The following is a 19994-nucleotide window of genomic DNA, read 5'->3' on the forward strand; positions in this document are numbered from 1 at the left end:
AGGCTTCCTCCTAAAAGAAAGCCTTGAATCACGTTCCGTCTGATTTGAGAATCCCAAGAGTCCACACAGCCTAGTGCAGGAAGCGAACGGCCGCAACGAGCGACGGTCTTACGCCGCCTTTCCTATTCGCAACGGCGATCAGGAAGGATTACTGACCGTTGCTTGATCTTCAATCGTCTGCGTGAGGACGGATCAGTCCCCGCTCTCCTTGAGCGGGTTCAAGGACCAGCCCAGCTTCTTGAGCTGCCGCAGATCCCTGGAAGCCTCTGCCAAAAGCCAGTCGCGGAACGTGACGATCTTCGGCTGGGCTGCCGTCGCCTTCGGACAAATGATCCAGTAGGTCTTCGAAAGTCGCAATGCTTCCGGAAACGGCCGAACCAGCCGCCCGTTGATCAGGTCCCATGCCGCCAATGTCGTACGGGCAAGTGCGATACCCTGGCCGTTGATCGCCGCGTCGATTACCATGCTTGCCCGATTGAGCACCGGACCGTGGATGATATGCGTGTCGTTGACACCCGCCGCCTGCAGCCACCTGGACCAATCTGCCCGGGTGTCCATATGGATCAGCGGATATTTGAGAATGTCGGCTGGCTTGCTGAGCCGTCGCCGACCCGAGAGAAGCTTCGGACTGCAAACGGCAAAGAGCTGCTCGGCGCTCAGCTTGATCGTATCGAGCCCGGGCCAATTGCCCTCGCCATGGCGCACCGCAAGGTCGACTTCCTCTCGCGCGAAGTCGACGTGATGAAGCGTCGCGGAAACGCGAAGGTCGATCCCGGGGTGAGCTTCGGCGAAATGGCCCAGCCGGTGCACGAGCCATTTGGCGGCAAAGTCTGGCGAGGTGCTGACGGTGAGGACGCCGGCGCTTTGCCTTTGCAGAAGCCACTCGGTGCCAACCGCAATACGGTCCAGCGCATCGCGTACGATGGTGAGATAGTCCTTGCCCGCCTCGGTGATGATCAGGCGCTGGCGCTCGCGATTGAACAGCTTGATCGCAAGCTCAGCTTCCAGCGCCTTGACCTGATGGCTCACGGCGCCCTGCGTGACGCAAAGCTCCTCGGCTGCGCGGGTAAAGCTTTCATGCCGCGCCGCGGCTTCGAAAGCCTTCAGTGCATTCAGGGGCGGCAAGCGTGGACGCATCGCACAAAGACTTCATGAGAAAAACTAGGGCCGGCCAGAGAAACGATGCTTTGCCGATCACGGCCCGCTGACCTTATGGGAAAGCTCCAACGCAGCATTTCATGAGATTCGGAGCTTGTCGATGTCAACCGTTGCCCGTAACGCCTCGCCGCTTCGGCTGATCCGGCCGGCCAGTCTGCTCCCACAACTTCATCAGGAAAATTCGGTGCAAAGGCTCGGCGCTCCGGGACGCGGGCTTCGGGCTTGGTCCGCGCGGCGCGGGCTGCGTCAGGCACTCCGCGATCTGGCCGACGACCAGCATCTGCTCGCCGACATCGGCCTCACGCGCGAAGAGGCGCTGGACGAAGCCGCTAAGCCGTTCTGGCGATGACAAGCGCCCGTTGCGAACAAGATAGAGGAGGAACAGATGGCAGAGCCAATCGTCTATGGTTTCCCGCGAAGCACCTACGTCAACATCGTGCGGTTGATTCTGACGCACAAGGACGTAGCGTATGGCTTTCATGACCTTGAACCGGTGATGGGCAAGCGTGAGCATCTGGCGCTGCACCCGTTCAACCGGGTCCCGATTCTTCGGCACGGCGACTTCACGGTCTACGAGACCAGCGCGATTGCCTCCTATGTCGACGAAGCCTTCGAAGGGCCAAAGCTGACGCCGAGCGGCGTCCGCCTGCGGGCGCGCATGAACCAGTGGATCAGTGCGGTCAACTCCTACTACTACCCCTACATGATCTATCACGTGACCCACGAACGGCTGGTCTTTCCGGAACTCGGCCTCGCGTCCGATGAAAAGGTCGTGGCACACGCGATGCCCAAGGTCGAGCTTGCGCTTGGCATGGTGGAGCATGAATTGGAACACGGCCAAGACTACCTGCTCGGCACGGAAATCACGATCGCGGACTTCTTCCTGCTTCCGAGCACATTCGCCTTCAGCCTGACGGACGAAGGCAAGGCGATGTACCCGAACTATCCGGCTTTTTGCCGATGGCGCGAGCGCATGGAAAACCTGCCGGCGACGCGAAAGCTTCGCGCGATCCTGCCGCCGCGCGAACCGATTCCGCATGCTCGCGAGTGGGCGAATTCGCACCGACCGAGATACTGACCCTGCAAATCCAAACTTGTCGGAAACCGCGGCGAGGCAAGGATGCCTCTGCACACCGCATTCGCCCCCAAGACCCGGCGCGTCTTCATCGCGCATATCCGCGCAACACGGTCGAAGTGATCGATCACGCTGCGGGCAAACACGAAGCGACCCTGCGGGAATTCCAGTAGAAATATATCCCTCATCGCTGGAACCTTTGTCGGCTGCCTCTATTTGCTCGCTGTCCAATGCTAGGAGGTAGATACTATGACGAAAATGCTTTTAGCGACGGTCGCCGTTCTCGCATTTGGGGTACCTTCATTTGCGCAGCAGGACAAAACTACCGGACAAGCGCCCCCATCAGGCAGTTCCGCGTTCTACGTAGCTCAAGATCCCGCGACGATGAAATGTAAAGTTGTCACTGCCCAGCCTGCCCCTGGTGAAATGAAGGTTATCGGCACGGCTCATCCGACACAGGCGGAAGCGCAAACAGCTTTGGCGGCTGAGAGAACTTGCGCCAAGTAATGAAGTGAAGGCGCGAGTATGGGGATGAGGCATTGGTTCGACAAAACTACTGACCCGACGCCGCAGGCCTCGGCGTCGATGTTAGGTATTCTCGCGAACCATCGCCGACCGAACCACCGTTCCAAGCGGCGGAATGCCCTTTGTGGTCGCCAAGACCGGTGTCGCCTCCGACAGGCCCGCCGTAATCTCAATGCGACCGTTATCGATGAGACCGGTCCTGACGGCGAGGCGCGTGACCCGATCGGCAGCGATGGCGTAGACGAAATTGCCGCCATCATCCGAACCTACGGCAGCGGTGGGTAGGGTAAGCGCATCGGGCCGTCGGTTCATTTCCAGTGAGACCTCCGCATACGTGCCGGGATAAAGCCGTTCGTCGGGATTGGGCAAGTCGATTTCGGTCCGCATGTCGCGGGTCTCGGGATCGAGGCGCAGTGAGAAGCGGGTTACCTTGCCGATGAATGGCTTACCGTCGAATCCAGACGGCTTGACAACGGCCGGATCGCCGACGTGAAGGTGAGGCACGTCGTCCTCCGGAATGTCGCAGAACACCCTGATCGTATCGATCCGCTGCAGTGTGAAAAGCGATCCGGCGGACGGCGTTGTCCGCGTGGCCGCGGCGGCCTGGACCAAATCGCCCCGGTTCACCTGGCGCCGCGCGACCACGCCATCGAAAGGCGCCACGATCTGCGTATAGGCGAGCAGCGTCTTGATCCTCTCCACGGTCGCGGCGGCCACATCGACCTGGTGGGCCGCGAGATCGCTGTTCGCTTCCGCGACACCGAGATCTGCCTTGGCGATGGCCGCGTTGGCGTGCACCTGATCGAGTGTCCGGTCGCTGATGAAGTTCCGTCCCTGACCCAGCTGCTCCCGGTCCTTCGCCAGGGCGTCCTGAAGCGCCAGCTCGGCCTTGTTGTGATCCAGCTGACGGCGCGCGCTCTCCAGCGCACTTCGTTTGGATTCCAGCTCGGCCTTGGCTACGGCAAGCTCCTGCTTCATTTCCGGAACGTCGATGACGGCGAGCACTTGACCTGCCTTCACGTGATCGCCGATATCGACCCGAACCTCTGACAGGTATCCGGCGACTTTGGCGAAGAGATCCGCCTCCTCAAAAGCTTCGAGGGTCGCATTGGTTTGAAGACGTTGAGCCACCGTGACTCGGCGTGGCCGCACAACCTCGACCCGCGGAGGGTCATCGATCTTTGTTTGCTTCACTGGTGATGGCGATGCCGCCAAATGTTGCCGTTCAACAGCGATGGTTCCTGCTGCGAGGCCGACTAACAAGACCTTGATGACGGTTCGGCTTGTGAAATTCATAGTACGTCACCTTTAGGATCCATTCTGGCCATTCGTCTATTCCGCCGCCAGCTCGCGGGACTTCGCTGTTCGGTCGCCAGCATACCGCACCGCCCCGAGCTGCGACTCCGGCTCAAAATGGCGGCAATGCGGGTCGTCAGGATCCAGCGACGCGGAAATCGGCGTATGTCGCGACTGGAGTATGGCTATGATCGCGGGCAGTATGATGAGGGTAACGCAGGTTGCGCCGAGCAGACCGCCGATCACCGCCCGCCCAAGGGGTGCGCTTTGCTCTCCGGCTTCTCCTAGTCCGAGTGCCATCGGCAACATTCCCGCCAGCATCGCAAAACTCGTCATCAAGATCGGACGCAGGCGGCTTCGTGCGCCTTCGATGGCTGCCTCCCACGGCTCGCGGCCTTCGGCGCGGCTGCGCTCTGCGAAAGTTACAAGCAGGATGGCATTTGCCACGGCGACACCGATCGCCATGATCGCGCCGATGAACGATTGAATGTTGAGCGTGGTCTGGGTCAACCAAAGCATGACTACAACTCCCGCCACTACGCCGGGAATCGTCAATCCCACTGCCAGGGAAAGCCGGAACGACTGGAAGTTGGCGGCCAGCAGCAGAAGAATGACGCCCACCGCTGTCAAAAGTCCCAGACGGAGGCCGCCGAACATCTCCGCCATCGGCTGGATCGCCCCGCGCAACGTCACACTCACCCCATTTGGCGGCTTTCCCACGTCGCTGATCGCCTGCTGCACATGGCTTGCTACGCGTCCTAGATCCTCACCGTAGATGTTCGCGCTAAGCGTCAGCATCCGTTGCATGTTGTAGCGATCATATTCGCCGAGCGCTGTGCTATCCGTAACGTGAGCAAGATTGCGAAGGTCGATCTGTTGGCCCGATCGGCGAGCGATTGGCAGGTTCTTCACCTGTTCCAGCGAATTCATCCGGCGCTCAGGGATCTCGACTTGCACCTGATATCCAATGCCGCTCTTTGGATCGGCCCAATAATTGGTCGAGGTGTAGCGGCTGGATGAGGTACCCGCGACGATCGATTTCGCCACGTCGTCCGTCGTCACTCCCAGAACGCCCGCTCGCTCGCGGTCGACGGCGACCGCAACGGTCGGGTAATCAAGCTCCTGCTCGAATTCCAGATCTCGCAGCGTCGGCACCTGTCCCAGCCTCGCTCGCAGCTTATCGGCATATTGGCGGCTGTTGGCGAAGCTCGGCCCGCTCACGGCGACTTCGATCGGCGTTGGCGCGCCGAAGCTCATCACCCGGCTGACGATGTCGCTTGGCTCGAACGAGAAGCGTACACCCGCGAGTTCCTGCGGCAACTTCTTGCGCAGCCGCTCCTTCAAATCCTCGATGCGGATTCCGGCGCCACGCTTTAGCTGCACCTGCAGCACAGCTTCTTCGGACCCGGAACTCCAGAGATAGACGGTATTGATCGGGTAGTTGGGCGGCTGCGTTCCGACAAAGCCAAGACTAATGTCCACATTGTCAGGCCCCACCTCGCGCTTGATGATATCGAGTGTTCGCAGCGCAATCTGCTCGGTACGCTCGATCCGAGTTCCCGCCGGAGCCCTAAGATGCAATTGCATCTGGCCGGTATCCACGGTCGGAAATATCTCTGTGCCGAGCGAGCTGCCGACCACGAGAATGATGGCCCCGGTCGCAACCAGGTAAGAAAACACGGTAATGCGTCGGTGCTTCATGATCGTGCGCGTAAGCCGATCGTATCTGGCGCGGAATCGATCAAAAACGCTCTCTTGTGATTTGTGTTGCGTGTCCGGATTGCGCAGCATCCAGACCGACAGTACCGGCACAAACGTGCTCGAAAGCAGATACGACCCCACCATCGCGAAGCCCACCGCCAAGGCGAGCGGCACAAAAAGATTGTGCGCTGCGCCGGTCATGAAGAAGGCTGGAATGAACACCGCCAGAATGCAGAGCATGGCCACGAAGCGGGGCAGCGTGGTTTCGGCCGTGGCTAAGCTTGCGGCGCGGGCGAGGCTATGGCCATCACCGAGACGCGTGTGAATGTTCTCGATGGTGACGGTCGCTTCGTCGACCAGGATGCCGACAGCCAATGCCAACCCACCCAGCGTCATGATGTTGATCGTCTGACGCGATACCCAAAGCGCGATTACCGACGCCAGGATCGCCAGCGGAATATTCAGGACGACAACGAGCGAACTGCGCCAGTCCCGAAGGAAAAGCAGCACCATGAGACCCGTTAGGACGGCACCGAGCGCTCCTTCAACGAATAGGCCCTGGATCGCGCGAGTCACGTATGGGGATTGATCGAACTGGTAACTTACCTGAACGTCGCTTGGCAGTACGGATTGGAATCGTGGCAAGTTGGCTTTGACGGCCTGGACGACCGCGAGGGTCGAAGCGTCTGCTCGTTTGGTGACAGGGATATAGACGGTGCGGCGCCCATTGACGAGTGCGTAGCCGGTCTGAATGTCGGCACCGTCTTCGACCGTTCCGACATCACGTATGAACACGGTCTGTGTTCCGTGCGAGCGGATGGGAATGTTACTCAGCCCCTTGAAATCTCCGACAACAGAGTTAAGGGGCACCATCGGCATGAGATCGCCGATGCGGACATTGCCAGATGGACTGATCGTGTTGCCGGCGGCCAATGCCTGCACCACCTCGTCCGGCGACATGTTATAGGATCGCAGCTTGTCGGGATCCAAATGAACCAGGATGGTCCGCTGGCTCGATCCGAACGGCGGCGGTGCCGAAACGCCTGGCAAGGTCGCAAACAATGGGCGTACCTTGAAGAGCGCCGCGTCCTGTAGTTCGGCGACGGTTTTCGTCTTGCTGGTGAAGACGAGATCGCCGACCGGAACGCTGCCACTGTCGAACCGCATCACGAATGGCGGCACCGTCCCCGCAGGCATGAACGCGCGAGCGCGGTCGACGTAGGCTACCGTCTCCGCCGTGGCCTGCGCCATGTCGGTGCCGGGATGGAATTGAAGTTTGATCAGCCCTGCGCCCTGGATCGATTTGCTTTCGACATGTTCGATGCCCGTAATGTAGAGAAAGTGGTACTCATAATAGTTGACGATGAATCCTTCCATCTGGGCTGGGTCCATGCCGCCGTACGGTTGGACCACGTACAGAACGGGCACCCCGAGATCTGGGAAGATGTCGCGGGGCATGCGATCGAGCGCCAGAAAGCCCACCCATGCGACGGCGATAACCATCGTCAGAAGCGAGATCGGCCGTCGTAATGCGAACGACACTAGTTTCATTGTGCCGCCACAGCCCGCGCGACATCGCCCGTGCGGTCGGGCGCGCCTCGACGGTGCCAACAAAAAGCAGCCGTACGCTTCGGGGAAAAATGGCACATAGCACGGTCCAAGTCCTCAGCCCCGACGTCCAGCCATGACGTCGAGCGAATGAGCAGAACTTGGACGGCGGGCCGTCTTGGGATGCCGGGGGTCTGCGGACCCCGACATCCGTAAAGTAATTCAGTGAACGCGGTCGAAGAAGGGCGCGGACTGGTCTGCACCGATTTGTGATTCTCTGCGAGAAGCGCACGATAGCGTTACTCGCCACCTGAAAGCCGCTGATACAGAACCCTCTCGATCGTATTACTTACGCGGCTTCCAGACCGCGTCCCGCAGTTGCGTCACTGACGTGAAAAGGCGTTCCCGTTCCAATGAAGTCTTGAGCTGCAAGTATCGCCGCAATGGATGGTGATACTCGCTCGTCCGGCCACATCGTCCATATCGATATCATGTACCTGACCGCGCCAGACTTCGCGGGCCTGTTGCCGTTGTTTGGACACGAAGACGCGATGAATGCAGCCCGCCGAATTGCAGAGAGCCGACGACCGCGCACAATGAAACTGATCGAAGTGGAGCGAAATGAACTCCTCCCCATTACGCCCTTTGAGATATCGCAGAAATCCTGTCCGAACGCGTGGCTCGTACTCACCACAAGCTCTCTGTGCCGCACGGACGGCCGAGCCGACTTGCTGAGGAAGTCTCTGCAGCCTATCGGTCGAAAGCACCGACCAGTCGTTCCGACTGCCGATTGCGCTGAGCGCCGATGCTGACGAAGTAATGCTCAGTACAAACAACATTGTAAGCGCCATGCTGTTTTTCATGTCGCCGCTCCTGTCTTGACCTGCCCCAAACGCGACGGCGAGATGAAGTTACACCTATTGTCGGGCTCCCACAGCGATCCAGGGGCTGTCGCAACGGAAATATTTCCGTACGACGTCAGCACGGGATGAGTTTTCCCAAGGGCGGTCCTTCCCCCGGAAGTCTGGCGGCTGTCGCCTTGACTGAAAACCGCATCGGCATTATCGGCATGGCCCAAAATCTGCCAACTGACATCCGCACCAACGATGACAAGATCTTCGATTGGTTGCGCGAGCACCATCCTGACGGACAGGGGCTATTCACGGGTTATGACAAGCGCCATGTGCTGGCCGAGGGCCAGACCGTGCTCGATATCCTCGTGCCGGCTGCACGCGCAGCGATTGCCGATGCCAGCTTGGACATCAGCCAGATCGACATCGTCATGGGCTGCCTCTCTCCGAATACCTATTTCGTACCGCCGGATCTGTTCGCGCTGACGAGAGATCTGAAGCTCTCGGAAAGGACGCTGACGATTCCGTTGGCGAATGATTTCAGCAATTTCAATGTCGGAGTGGCACTGGCCGACGCCATGATCCGCGCCGGGCGTGCGCGCAACATCCTGGTCGCGATCGGCGGCGGCTGGACAACCATTATGGATTACCACACGCCGCAGTCGGTGAGCGCGGCCGACGGCGCGGCCGCTGCGGTGGTGGGCGTGGCGGCGCCGGGGCAGCAACCGCGCTGGCGTCTGGTGGATACCGAGGTGATCGCCCAGGAGCAGAATTTCGGCGATATGTTTCTTATCGGCGACCGTCGCCAAGTGCGGTTTGAACCCGGTGCTTCGGACCCGAGTCCGCAGGCCCAGAACTGGACCGGTCCCTACTACCACGTCACCGAATCGGGTCTGAAGCATTTTGGCACCTTCGGTGGCCAGACGGCGCCGCACGCCGTGAACCCGCCTCCTGCAACGCCAGGGCATCTCTTCCAAGGACGTTACCCTGACCGGCCACCAGGCCTCGCAGACATTGCTGGATGTCTGGCAAAAGACGCTGGAGCCCGGCGCGACGTTCTTTACGCTCGCCGAAAACGCCAACATGACAGTCGCAAACATCCCCGTGAATCTGTGCCTGATGCAGGGCAAGGTGAGCACACCATGGGTCGTGGCACTCAGCCTCGCCGGCGACATGCACGCCCACGCCATGCTGCTGCGGGCGCCGGAGAAGTGAGACGGTTTCAGAAGGAGTTCGCTCGCTTTCTCCAAGCGCGAAGACGTCGCGTCGCCTAGCATGAAAAAGCGCGCCGAGCGCATTCTACGAGCGGCCTGGTTTCCTTGCGCGAGACGCAGAAGAGACAGGAATGCCCCATCCGAAATGGGCAAAGACCATGACCCTGCCAAACCAGCAGCAATATCACAAGCTGATCGAAGATTGTACCGGACTGGCCACAACGTATGTGGAGGCGCGGTGATACAGCGACTGTGCATCCCGCACTTGCGACCTCAGTCGAGGCTCAACTTCTTCGATCAAAATCGACGACGATCGTGATACTCATCTCCTTTGGCGGCGGATCGAACGGCGCGCTTGCGCGAATGGTTTGCAGCGCGCTCGCGTCGACCTTGGATTGCCCGCTGCTTGTTACAATCTTCAGACTGTCGGAACGAATCCGCCCGTTGGACAGGATGAAGAACGTGACGGTAGCGGAACTGGCGTGCCCGCCGCCAGGATTGACCAGATGGGCTCGCACCTTCTTTGACAACAGTTTGGCGTACTCCCTGAGCCGATCGGCCTCGGTCTGCTCCGCCTTGATCGTGTGCGCGTCCTGTTTCTGCTCGCCGCCGGAAACATTGGTTGATCCCTCATTGCTTGGCGTCGGCTCTTCCGGCCGTGGTGCGGGCGGAGTCGCGTACTGCTGCGAAGGGCTTTCCGCGGCGTCCGGTGGACGATCGTCCGGCGGCTGAGGGTCGGTGGCCCCGGATCTCCCGGACTGCGCCTGCTGCTCCGGAGCGGCCTTTGTATCCTGCATGACCTTTTGTTCGGTCTGGATGTCGGCGGCAGCGCCCTGCAGCTCGACAACCAGCACCGGAGGCTCGTCAGGCGGTTCGGCAAAGGCATGCAAGATGAGCGGCAGGCCCAAAAGCAGGTGCAAGGCGATCGACGCGACGAGACACCAGGGCAATGTGACGCGCAACCGCCTTTTCACCGTTGGATCGGACATCGGCTGCTTGCTCCAGCGTTCGCCAAGCTCTATCTGGCGTTTTTCGTTTGTACCACGACTTTGGTAAAATTCAGTTGCTTGAGGACATCTGTCACGTCGATGAACTGCTGGAACTGGATCGCGCGATCGGCGCGTATCAGAAAGGACGTTTCGGGCGGCAAGGATTTCACTTGGCTTCCAAGTTCTTCCTTCGACAGGGATTGCCCATCCCAGGTAAAGCCGGCCATCGGCGGTGAGATCGATGGTCTTGTCTTGATGCTTCTGCGCCTGCGAATGCGAAGCCTGCGGCAAGGCGACCGGAATACGTCCGGTCGCAATGAAATTCGCCGTGGTCAGCACCATCGTGAGCAGCACCAGCATGATGTCCACGAGCGGGACGACATTGATTGTCTCGAAGGGTTGTTCATCCATGCGCGATCTCCCATTGGAGCAGCAGCACCTTGCTCTTGCGCAGCAGCGCGTTGTAGACGACGACCGAGATCAGCGCGACCACGAGCCCCGCCGCCGTCGCCTTCAGGGCAAGCGCGAGGCCCACCATGATCTTGCCTACGTCCGCCGAGGCGTCGAGACCAAGATTATAGAAAGTCAGCATGATGCCGAGCACGGTGCCGAGCAATCCGATATAGGGCGCATTCGAAGCGACGGACGCAATCACGACCAGCCGCCGGCTCAATTCCAGCTCAAGCGCCTTGATCTTCGTGAATGCCTTGATGTCGATCGAACGGTAGAAGAACAGGCGTTCCAGGCCGATGGCGACGACGAGGATGTTCAACACGACCAGAAGTCCGATCACGCCGTAGTCGATCGTAGCCGACAGCCATTCCATCTCCATGGTGAATGTCCCTCAAGACAGTTCAAGAAAACAGTATCCGCAAGCGTGAACTCGCTCGAGTGCTCAGAACGTCAGGCCGATCTGAAACAGCGCCTTGGTTCCCCGGTCGTAGCTCGCAGCGGCGCTGTTCGAGCCATAACTGCGCGCGACCTGCGCTTTCAGAAGCAGGAACTGCGTCGGCAGATATTCGTAAGTCGCGTAATAGCCGAGGCCGACGTCGTTCAGTTGAGTATAGGCGTGCTGCAGAGTGGTGAAGGCCGCGTTCTCCAGCCAGACGGCGCCCTGCGTGTACCGAAAACCTTGTCCGAGTTGATGATGTGACGGATTCGGCTAAGGTGGCGGGATGATCGGGCTTCTCTGTTTCGTGCGGGCCGTCGTGACCTCGCCGTTCAGGTCGAGGTTGCAGCTGGAAGCTGAGAACGCGGCGCTTCGACATCAGTTGACGGTCTTGCGGCGGAGGCTGCAGGGTCGCGTCCGGCTCACGAACCATGATCGCTGGTTCTTTGTCCAGCTGTATCGTTGGTTTCCCAATGTCGTTTGTCCTCACCATCGTCCGCCCCGAGAGCCTCGTGCGTTGGCACAGGACTGGTTTTCGCTGCTACTGGCGTTGGAAGTCACGATCTTCGGGAGGCCGACCGCAGATCGACACCGAGCTGCGCGTGTTGATCCGGCGGATCAGCATCGAAAATCCGCTTTGGGGCGCGCCGCGCATCCACGGCGAACTGCTGAAGCTCGGGTTTGAGGTCGCGCAGTCGAGCGTCGCTAAGTACATGGTCAGGCGACGCGGGCCGCCCAGTCAGGGATGGCGGACGTTCTTGCGCAGCCACGCGCCGGACATTGCCGCCATGGACTTGTTCGTCGTTCCAACGATCGGTTTCGAGCTGCTCTATGCTCTCGTCATCGTCCGGCTCGACCGCAGAGCCCTCGTTTGGATCAACGTCACAGCACATCCGACGGCCGAATGGGTTGCACGTCAAATCACGGAGGCATTTCCCTGGGACGAGGCTCCGCGCTACCTCATCCGGGATCACGACCGGATCTATGGCAGCGTCGTCACGCGCCGAATGCGCGCCATGGGCATCCGCGACAGGCCTACTGCACCGGCCTCGCCGTGGCAGAATGGAGTTGCCGAACGGTTGATCGGATCGATCCGCCGCGAGTGCTTAGATCACATCATCGTCTTTGGTGAGACGCATCTACGAGGGATTTTGCGATCCTACGCACGCTATTACAACGACATCCGACCGCACCGGTCGTTGGACAAAGACGCGCCGGTTGCCCGCCCGGTTCAGCGGATCGGAAGCATTAAATCACACGTCATTCTTGGCGGACTTCACCACCACTACGCCCGAGCTTAGGTTTTCGGTACAGACAGGGGACTTCAAAGAGATCTTTCCTAAGAAGCTTGATCGTCCTGTAGCTGTGAACGGACCGAAGTAACTCTCCTCTCATGAGCCGGCGGCAGCCCAAAATGCCGCCTGTAGCTTTTTGAGAACTGGGTCGGTAGCGCAAAGCCGGTTGCAAGCGCAATCTCCCTGATCGACTTCGTTGTCTGCCGCAATAGGACTCTGGCGTGTTCAAGCCGTGTCCGTTGGTACTGTCGGTGGATCGTAGTGCCGAGATGGCGCGCGAACAGACGTTCAAGCTGTCGCAAGGACACACCTGCGAACTTGGCCAGTTCGCGCGGCGACAGGGGCGTTTCGATCTCCCCTTCCATCCGCAATAGCGTTTGAATCAGTTTGGGATGATGGACTCCGAATCGTTCCGTGGGCGATAGCCGCTGAGCGACTTCGCCACGGCGCACTTCCGTCTGAAGAAACCAGTCGCTGACAGCCGAGGCTAGCGCCGCGCCGTGATCGATGCGGATGATGGCGTGCATCATGTCCAACGCAGCGATACCACCGGCACAAGTGAAGCGATCACGGTCGATCTCGAACAATGAGCGGCTGAGGTGCAAGAACGGAAACGTCTCGGTAAAGGCTGGGATATGCTCCCAATGCACGGTGCATCGATATCCCTCAAGCAGCCCGGCCTGCGCAAGAAGATAAGGGCCCGCTGACACGCCGCCCAATTGCACCCCGTGGCGGGCGGCCTTCCGCAGAAAGGTAAGCGTCGGCGTGTGATCGAAGGCTTGCGGATTACCGCCTGCGCAAACCACGATCGCATCGAGGCGGCCGGCATTATTGATGCTGGCGTCGGCCTGAATACGGACGCCGTTTGAGGCGGCAATATCGCTGCCGCGGATGGCGATGTGCCGCCAACGATAGAGGTTCTTGCCGGTCAGCACATTGGCGGCGCGCAGCGGTTCTACTGCCGATGCATAAGACATCAGTGCAAAGCCGGGAATCAGCAGGAAACCGATCCGGCGTGGCCGCGTGATGTCGCCAACAGAAATCTTTTGGTCGTTTTTTGCCATCTGACGTCAGCCATAGCAGCGCATGATGCCTCTCACAAGTTCGGCTCGAGACGGCTCGGCTCCCATGCACTACTCCTTCCTGAACCTCGCTCGGCAAGCTCTCCGCGGACATCGCGATTGGCAGCCTACGTGGCGTGATGCGGCTCCCCGCCCGCGCTACGACATCATCATCGTCGGTGGTGGGGGACACGGCCTTGCCACCGCCTATTACCTCGCCAAAGAGCACGGCATCCAAAACGTCGCAGTGCTCGAGAAAGGCTACATCGGCTCCGGCAATGCCGGACGGAACACCACGATAGTCCGCTCGAACTATCTCCTGCCCGGTAACGAGCCCTTCTACGAATGGTCGATGAAGCTCTGGGAAGGGCTTGAGCAGGACCTCAACTACAATGCGATGGTCAGCCAGCGCGGGGTGCTCAACCTCTATCACTCGGACGCCCAGCGCGATGCTTTCGCGCGGCGCGGCAACGCCATGATCCTCGCCGGCGCCGATGCCGAGCTGCTCGATGCGGCCGCGGTGCGTCGCATGCTTCCAATGCTCGATTTCGACAATGCCCGCTTTCCGATCAAGGGTGGCTTGCTGCAGCGACGGGGCGGCACCGCCCGACATGATGCAGTCGTGTGGGGCTACGCCCGCGGTGCTAGCGATCGCGGGGTCGATATCATCCAGAACTGCGAGGTCACCGGCTTCCTGCGTGAGGCCGGCCGTGTCGTCGGGGTCGAGACGACCAGGGGCAGGATCGGCGCCACCAAGGTTGGGCTGGCCGTCGCCGGCAGTAGCTCGCGCGTCGCGGCACTTGCTGACTTGAGACTTCCGATCGAAAGCCATGTGCTGCAGGCCTTCGTCTCGGAGGCGATCAAACCTTTCATTCCGGGCGTCGTCACCTTCGGTGCCGGTCATTTCTATATCAGTCAGTCCGACAAGGGCGGTCTGGTCTTCGGCGGCGACATCGACGGCTATAACTCCTACGCCCAGCGCGGCAACCTGCCGACCGTTGAGGACGTTTGCGAAGGCGGCATGGCCCTGATGCCTGCAATCGGGCGGGTGCGCATGCTGCGCTCTTGGGGCGGGCTGGTCGACATGTCGATGGACGGCTCGCCGATCATGGACAAGACACCAGTCGACGGCCTCTATCTCAACGCCGGCTGGTGCTACGGCGGTTTCAAGGCAACGCCGGCTTCAGGGTGGTGCTTCGCGCATCTGCTTGCGCGCGATGAGCCGCACCCGGTCGCGGCCGCCTACCGTCTCGATCGCTTCGAGACCGGCCATCTCATTGACGAAAAGGGCCAGGGCGCCCAACCGAACCTGCATTGAGAACCGACATGCGAATCGAATGTCCCTTCTGCGGCCCGCGTGATGTGGGCGAGTTCGCCTACCATGGCGATGCCACGCGCCGACCCGAGGCATCAACGTCGGATACCCTGCAGCCTTTCTATCAAGCAGTCTATCTGCGCGACAATCCGGCGGGTCGTCATAAGGAACTCTGGTATCACGCCGGCGGATGCCGAAGCTGGCTTAGCGTTACCCGCGACACCCGTACTCATGAAATCTTCGGCGCAACCTTTGCAGCCGGAGAGCCTTCATGAGTGGGACAGCATCGCAAGTGAAGCCCAACCGGCTTGAGAAGGGTGGCCTGATCGATCGCAGCAAGCCGCTCAGCTTCACTTTCGACGGCAAGCGCTATCACGGCTATGCAGGAGATACGCTCGCCTCCGCTCTGCTTGGCAACGGCGTCAAGCTCGTCGGCCGCTCGTTCAAGTATCATCGGCCGCGCGGCATCCTGACTGCGGGCAGCGAGGAACCAAACGCGCTGGTCGAGTTGCGGAGCGGTGCGTGGCGCGAACCGAATACACGAGCGACTGTCGTCGAGCTGTTCGACGGTCTCGACGCGCAAAGTCAAAACCGCTGGCCTTCGCTGACATTCGACGTGGGCGCGGTCAATTCTTTGCTCTCGCCATTTTTCGCCGCAGGCTTCTACTACAAGACCTTCATGTGGCCCGCCTCCTTCTGGGAGAAGGTCTACGAACCGGCGATCCGGCGCGCCGCCGGTCTCGGACGCGCCAGCACGGAAGCCGATCCGGACGTCTACGAAAAGCTGTACGCGTTCTGTGACGTACTCGTTGTCGGCGGCGGTGCGGCCGGGCTTGCCGCGGCATTGAGCGCGGGCCGATCGGGCGCGCGCGTTATCCTATGCGACGAGGACTACGTCCTTGGCGGCCGCCTCAATGGGGACATTAGGGAAATCGGAGGCGAAAGTGGCTCCACGTGGGCACACCATGCGAGCCTTTCCCTCGACGCCCTGACGAATGTTCGCGTGCTGCGCCGCACGACGGTGTTCGGCGTCTATGACGGCGGAACCTACGGCGCGGTCGAGCGTGTCTCCGACCATCTTCCGGTCCCGGCGCCGCGTCAGCCCCGGCAGCGGCTTTGGAAGATCGTCGCCAAACGAGCGGTCCTTGCTACGGGCGCGATCGAGCGACCCATCGTGTTCGGCGGCAACGACCGGCCCGGCGTGACGATGGCTTCGGCGGTTCGCACCTATCTGAACCGGTTTGCCGTACCGGCCGGCCGCCGCGCCGCGATCTTCACAGGCTGCGACGACGCGTGGAGGACTGCTTTCGACCTATTCGGGGGCAACACTCCCGTCGAAGCCATTGTCGACATGCGAACGGAGATCGACTCCCGTCTCATCGAGAAGGCGAGCCGGTTGGGAATTCGGGTCTTTGCGGGCGCACAGGTTATCCAGACGAGCGGAAGCCAAGGTCTCAAGGCCATCTCCATTCACACGGCGGATGGACGGACGAGCGACATTGCGGTCGACGTGCTCGCCATGTCCGGCGGATGGAATCCCAATCTCGCCCTGACGACCCACCTCGGAGGTCAACCGAACTGGTCGGACACGCTGGGGGGATTCGTTCCAAATACGCCTCCTCCCGGCATGACGGTCGCCGGCGCCGCGCAGGGATCATTTGCGCTAGCTGATGCCCTTCGCGAGGGCGATTCAGCTGGCGCCGCAGCGGCCGAGGCGGCGGGATTTGCCGTGCAAAATCATCCTCTGCCTCAGGCAGATGATGAGACGATCGGCTCCAAGCCTTTCTGGTACGTCGCCGACAGCCGATCGAAGGCATTCGTCGATTTCCAGAACGACGTTACAAGCGACGACGTCGCACTCGCCGCCCGCGAAGGTTTTCGGTCGGTTGAATTGCTGAAGCGATATACCACCCTCGGCATGGCCACCGATCAGGGCAAGACGTCGAACGTCAACGGCCATGCCTTGATGGCGCAACTGACCGGGCGCTCGATGTCAGAAGTCGGCACAACCGTGTTCCGGCCACCCTATACGCCAGTCGCGATCGGTGCACTCGCCGGTCACCATCGTGGTTCGGAGTTCAAGCCAACGCGCTTGACCGCAAGCCATGGCTGGGCCGAAGAGCGCGGCGCCACGTTTGTGGAGGCCGGGCAGTGGCTCCGCGCGCAATGGTTCGCTCGAGCTGGCGAAGCCGACTGGCTGACGACAGTGTCGCGCGAGGTCCGAGAGGTTCGCAGCAAAGTCGGCGTCTGCGACGTCTCCACTCTTGGCAAGATCGATATCCAGGGCAACGATGCGGCTGCATTCCTGGACCGCGTCTACATCAACATGTTTTCGACGCTTCCAATCGGCAAGGTCCGCTACGGCCTAATGCTACGCGAGGACGGCATCGTTATGGACGACGGCACCGCGGCGCGCTTAGCGGACGACCACTATGTCGTGTCGACGACGACCGCGAATGCGGCCAAGGTCATGCAACATCTTGAGCATGCACGCCAGATCCTCTGGCCTGAGTTGGACGTTCAGCTCGTGTCCGTCACTGAGCAATGGTCGCAATACTCGATTGCGGGACCGCATTCCCGACTGCTCCTGGCTCGGCTGCTCGGTGATGCCGCAGACGTCTCCGACGCCGCCCTTCCCTATCTCGGGTGCATCGAATTCCGTTGGCGCAACGTTCCGGCCCGCCTGTTCCGTGTCTCCTTCTCCGGCGAACTGGCCTACGAGCTTGCGGTGCCGGCGCAATTCGGTGATGCCACCATCCGGGCGGTCATGGATGCCGGGAACGCACTCGGCATCGTGCCCTATGGCACGGAAGCCCTGGGCGTGATGCGCATCGAGAAGGGTCATGTCGCCGGCAACGAACTGAACGGCACGACGACGGCGACCGATCTCGGCCTCGGTCGGATGATGTCGCGCAAGAAAGACTTCATCGGCCGCACGCTCGCAATGCGGCCGGGCCTCACCGACCCTGAGCGGCCGGCACTGATCGGCATCAAACCCGTCGCCAAGAGCGCGCGACTGCACGGCGGCGCGCATTTTCTGGCCCTCGGCGTGAAGCCGAACACAGAGAATGACGAAGGTTACGTCACTTCCGTCGCCTTCTCGCCGATACTCGGGCATTGGATCGGCCTCGGCCTGATCAAGAATGGCTTGGCACGGATCGGCGAGGTCGTGCGCGCTTACGATCCGGTCCGCGGTCGCGACACCGAAGTCGAAATCGTCTCTCCTATCTTTTTCGATCCCGAAGGGACGCGTCTGCATGGCTGATCTTGCTCTATCATCACGTCCTGCTTTATTGGACATTGGCCAATCGCAACCCGGTGCCGGCGTCACCGTCCGCGAGTTGCGCGGACTTGGCTTGGCAACGATGCAGACTCGCAAAGGACAGCACGCGCTGCTGCGCGACCGTATCAGGCAGCATTTCCTTCTTGAGCTGCCCACGACGCCTTCCATTGTGCGTGCGGGCGAGATCGCCTTCGTGGCCATAGGCCCGAATTACTGGCTCGCCATGAGCGGCGGCGCAGGCCCGCTGTTTGGCATGTCACTCAAACAGATCGTCGGGCTGCTCGCGTCGGTGTCGGACCAAAGCGGCGGCTATGTGGTTTTCCGCGTCGGTGGCCATGCGGTCAGGAACACCCTTGCCAAGGGTTTTCAGATCGACCTTCATCCTCGCGCGTTCGAGATCGGAGCCGCCGCGACCACGATCGTCGCCCATATCGGCGCCACCATCTGGCGTTGCGAAGACAACGGCGACGGCAGCCCCTGCTTCGAAATCGCCTTGTTCCGCAGCCTTGCCAAGAGCTTCTCGCGCTGGTTCTCAAGCAGCGCCGCCGAGTTCGGCTGCGAATGGCAAACCAAAGCAGCTCAATAATCTCATAGCCTTGTTCCAAGGGACGCCAATGTCCACCGACAGCTACATTTTGACCTTCTCTTGTCCCAACAAGCCTGGCATCGTCGCCGCCGTCGCCAAGACGCTGTTCGAGGTCGGCGCCAATATCCAGGAATCGCATCAGTACGACGATGTCGAGACCAACGCCTTCTTCGCCCGCATTCGCTTTAACTTCGTCGGGACCGACAATGCTGAAGGCTTCAGCGAAGCCTTCGCGATCGTCGCCAACGAGCTGAAAATGAAGTGGACGGTTCGTCCGCGCACCGCGCGCCCCAAGCTGCTCGTCCTGGTGTCCCGTTTCGATCATTGCCTGGCGGACCTACTCTACAAATGGCGGATTGGCGAACTTTCGGTCGATATTGCGGGCATCGTCTCCAACCATCCGATCGAGACGTTCACGCATCACGATCTCGGCACTATTCCGTTCGAGTACCTGCCCGTTACGTCGCAGACCAAATCCAAACAGGAAGCGGAAATCTGGAAGATCGTCGAGGATCGGAAAGTCGACCTCGTCGTTCTTGCCCGGTACATGCAGATCCTGTCCGACGAACTTTCGGCGAAACTCGCCGGTCGCTGCATCAACATCCACCATTCCTTTCTTCCCGGCTTCAAGGGCGCCAAGCCGTATCACCAGGCGCACGGCCGCGGCGTCAAACTGATCGGCGCTACCGCCCATTATGTGACGCCAGATCTCGATGAAGGTCCGATCATCGAGCAGGATGTCGAACGCGTTTCGCATCATGACCAACCCGACGACCTCGTTCGCAAAGGTCGCGATATCGAACGGCGAGTGCTGTCGCGGGCCGTATTCTGGCATATCGACGGCCGCATCATCCTGAACGGCTCCAAGACCGTCGTTTTCAAGGACTAACCCATGACTGCGATCAATATCGACGGCAAGGCGATCGCCGAGCAGGAGCGTCTCAAGATTGCGGCGGGGTCGCGGAGTTGCAGGGGCGGCGCGGCCGAGCACCGGGACTTGCTGTCGTGCTCGTCGGCAACGATCCCGCAAGCGAAGTGTACGTTGCCTCCAAGACGCGCCAAACCATCGCCACCGGAATGCGCTCGTTTGAGCATCGCCTAAAGCGGAATGAAGTTAGCTTGAATCGATTTGGGATTGAACGAAGCCGCTGGCGCGGCATTTGAGGAGAGGTAGTAACGGCCGCCTCCTGTCTGAGAGGATCGAGGGT

Annotated in this window: 17 protein-coding genes and 1 pseudogene; 11 read left to right on the forward strand and 7 right to left on the reverse strand. The window is 60.6% G+C overall.

From position 1 onward, the window contains the following. Window positions 1–192 precede the first annotated feature (192 nt). The gene (locus AC5ZG5_RS43435; protein WP_456646785.1) at window positions 193–1125 is read right to left on the reverse strand and encodes a transcriptional regulator GcvA; all 933 of its coding nucleotides are present in this window, start codon (window positions 1123–1125) and stop codon (window positions 193–195) included. Window positions 1126–1258: 133 nt separating this feature from the next. Between AC5ZG5_RS43435 and AC5ZG5_RS43440 the strand changes: the two genes are divergently transcribed. The 3 genes from AC5ZG5_RS43440 (at window position 1259) to AC5ZG5_RS43450 (ending at window position 2740) form a co-directional block, all read left to right on the forward strand. After that, the gene (locus AC5ZG5_RS43440) at window positions 1259–1507 is read left to right on the forward strand and encodes a DUF1127 domain-containing protein (RefSeq protein WP_456646784.1); all 249 of its coding nucleotides are present in this window, start codon (window positions 1259–1261) and stop codon (window positions 1505–1507) included. A 36-nt stretch (window positions 1508–1543) separates the two neighbouring features. After that, on the forward strand, window positions 1544–2236 hold the full coding sequence (locus AC5ZG5_RS43445) for a glutathione S-transferase family protein (RefSeq protein ID WP_456646783.1): 693 nt from the start codon (window positions 1544–1546) through the stop codon (window positions 2234–2236). Window positions 2237–2482: 246 nt separating this feature from the next. Further along, window positions 2483–2740: a hypothetical protein gene (locus AC5ZG5_RS43450; RefSeq protein WP_456646782.1), complete on the forward strand. Its 258-nt coding sequence runs from the start codon at window positions 2483–2485 to the stop codon at window positions 2738–2740. A gap of 81 nt (window positions 2741–2821) precedes the next feature. Here AC5ZG5_RS43450 and AC5ZG5_RS43455 read toward each other — a convergent pair whose 3' ends face one another. The 3 genes from AC5ZG5_RS43455 to AC5ZG5_RS43465 all read right to left on the reverse strand — a co-directional run bounded on the left by AC5ZG5_RS43455 (window position 2822) and on the right by AC5ZG5_RS43465 (window position 8166). Further along, the gene (locus AC5ZG5_RS43455) at window positions 2822–3973 is read right to left on the reverse strand and encodes an efflux RND transporter periplasmic adaptor subunit (RefSeq protein WP_456646781.1); all 1152 of its coding nucleotides are present in this window, start codon (window positions 3971–3973) and stop codon (window positions 2822–2824) included. A gap of 117 nt (window positions 3974–4090) precedes the next feature. Beyond that, window positions 4091–7306 carry an efflux RND transporter permease subunit gene (locus tag AC5ZG5_RS43460; RefSeq protein ID WP_456646780.1) on the reverse strand — a complete coding sequence of 1072 codons (3216 nt, stop codon included), beginning with the start codon at window positions 7304–7306 and terminating at the stop codon, window positions 4091–4093. A 380-nt stretch (window positions 7307–7686) separates the two neighbouring features. Next, window positions 7687–8166, reverse strand: coding sequence for a hypothetical protein (locus tag AC5ZG5_RS43465; protein ID WP_456646779.1), 480 nt, complete (start codon window positions 8164–8166; stop codon window positions 7687–7689). A gap of 125 nt (window positions 8167–8291) precedes the next feature. Between AC5ZG5_RS43465 and AC5ZG5_RS43470 the strand changes: the two genes are divergently transcribed. Then, window positions 8292–9428, forward strand: coding sequence for a hypothetical protein (locus AC5ZG5_RS43470; RefSeq protein WP_456646778.1), 1137 nt, complete (start codon window positions 8292–8294; stop codon window positions 9426–9428). A 224-nt stretch (window positions 9429–9652) separates the two neighbouring features. Here AC5ZG5_RS43470 and AC5ZG5_RS43475 read toward each other — a convergent pair whose 3' ends face one another. Then, the gene (locus AC5ZG5_RS43475; protein WP_456646777.1) at window positions 9653–10768 is read right to left on the reverse strand and encodes a TonB family protein; all 1116 of its coding nucleotides are present in this window, start codon (window positions 10766–10768) and stop codon (window positions 9653–9655) included. Next, window positions 10761–11189, reverse strand: a complete 429-nt coding sequence (gene exbB / locus AC5ZG5_RS43480) for a TonB-system energizer ExbB (protein ID WP_456646776.1) — start codon at window positions 11187–11189, stop codon at window positions 10761–10763. Before exbB ends, AC5ZG5_RS43475 begins: the two co-directional genes overlap by 8 nt. 488 nt (window positions 11190–11677) lie before the next feature. Here exbB and AC5ZG5_RS43485 point away from each other — a divergent pair, with 488 nt between their 5' ends. Continuing rightward, a complete protein-coding gene (locus tag AC5ZG5_RS43485) occupies window positions 11678–12547 on the forward strand; it encodes an integrase core domain-containing protein (RefSeq protein WP_456646775.1) in 870 nt (289 codons plus the stop codon). A 38-nt stretch (window positions 12548–12585) separates the two neighbouring features. Here AC5ZG5_RS43485 and AC5ZG5_RS43490 read toward each other — a convergent pair whose 3' ends face one another. Continuing rightward, the gene (locus AC5ZG5_RS43490; RefSeq protein WP_456646774.1) at window positions 12586–13605 is read right to left on the reverse strand and encodes a GlxA family transcriptional regulator; all 1020 of its coding nucleotides are present in this window, start codon (window positions 13603–13605) and stop codon (window positions 12586–12588) included. A gap of 64 nt (window positions 13606–13669) precedes the next feature. On the opposite strand from AC5ZG5_RS43490, the gene AC5ZG5_RS43495 reads away from it, so the two are divergent. From AC5ZG5_RS43495 to AC5ZG5_RS43520, 6 genes and pseudogenes are all read left to right on the forward strand, one after another. Next, the gene (locus tag AC5ZG5_RS43495) at window positions 13670–14920 is read left to right on the forward strand and encodes a sarcosine oxidase subunit beta family protein (RefSeq protein WP_456646773.1); all 1251 of its coding nucleotides are present in this window, start codon (window positions 13670–13672) and stop codon (window positions 14918–14920) included. An 8-nt stretch (window positions 14921–14928) separates the two neighbouring features. Continuing rightward, window positions 14929–15192: a sarcosine oxidase subunit delta gene (locus AC5ZG5_RS43500; RefSeq protein ID WP_456646772.1), complete on the forward strand. Its 264-nt coding sequence runs from the start codon at window positions 14929–14931 to the stop codon at window positions 15190–15192. Further along, the gene (locus AC5ZG5_RS43505) at window positions 15189–18182 is read left to right on the forward strand and encodes a sarcosine oxidase subunit alpha family protein (RefSeq protein ID WP_456646771.1); all 2994 of its coding nucleotides are present in this window, start codon (window positions 15189–15191) and stop codon (window positions 18180–18182) included. Before AC5ZG5_RS43500 ends, AC5ZG5_RS43505 begins: the two co-directional genes overlap by 4 nt. After that, window positions 18175–18786, forward strand: coding sequence for a sarcosine oxidase subunit gamma (locus tag AC5ZG5_RS43510; RefSeq protein ID WP_456646770.1), 612 nt, complete (start codon window positions 18175–18177; stop codon window positions 18784–18786). The genes AC5ZG5_RS43505 and AC5ZG5_RS43510 overlap by 8 nt, the downstream gene beginning before the upstream one ends. A 28-nt stretch (window positions 18787–18814) precedes the next feature. Next, window positions 18815–19675, forward strand: coding sequence for a formyltetrahydrofolate deformylase (gene purU, locus AC5ZG5_RS43515; RefSeq protein ID WP_456646769.1), 861 nt, complete (start codon window positions 18815–18817; stop codon window positions 19673–19675). A 3-nt stretch (window positions 19676–19678) separates the two neighbouring features. Further along, window positions 19679–19887: pseudogene (locus AC5ZG5_RS43520) on the forward strand (tetrahydrofolate dehydrogenase/cyclohydrolase catalytic domain-containing protein); the annotation flags it as partial. Window positions 19888–19994: the final 107 nt, after the last annotated feature.

This window comes from Bradyrhizobium sp. Ses1, from assembly GCF_059512365.1.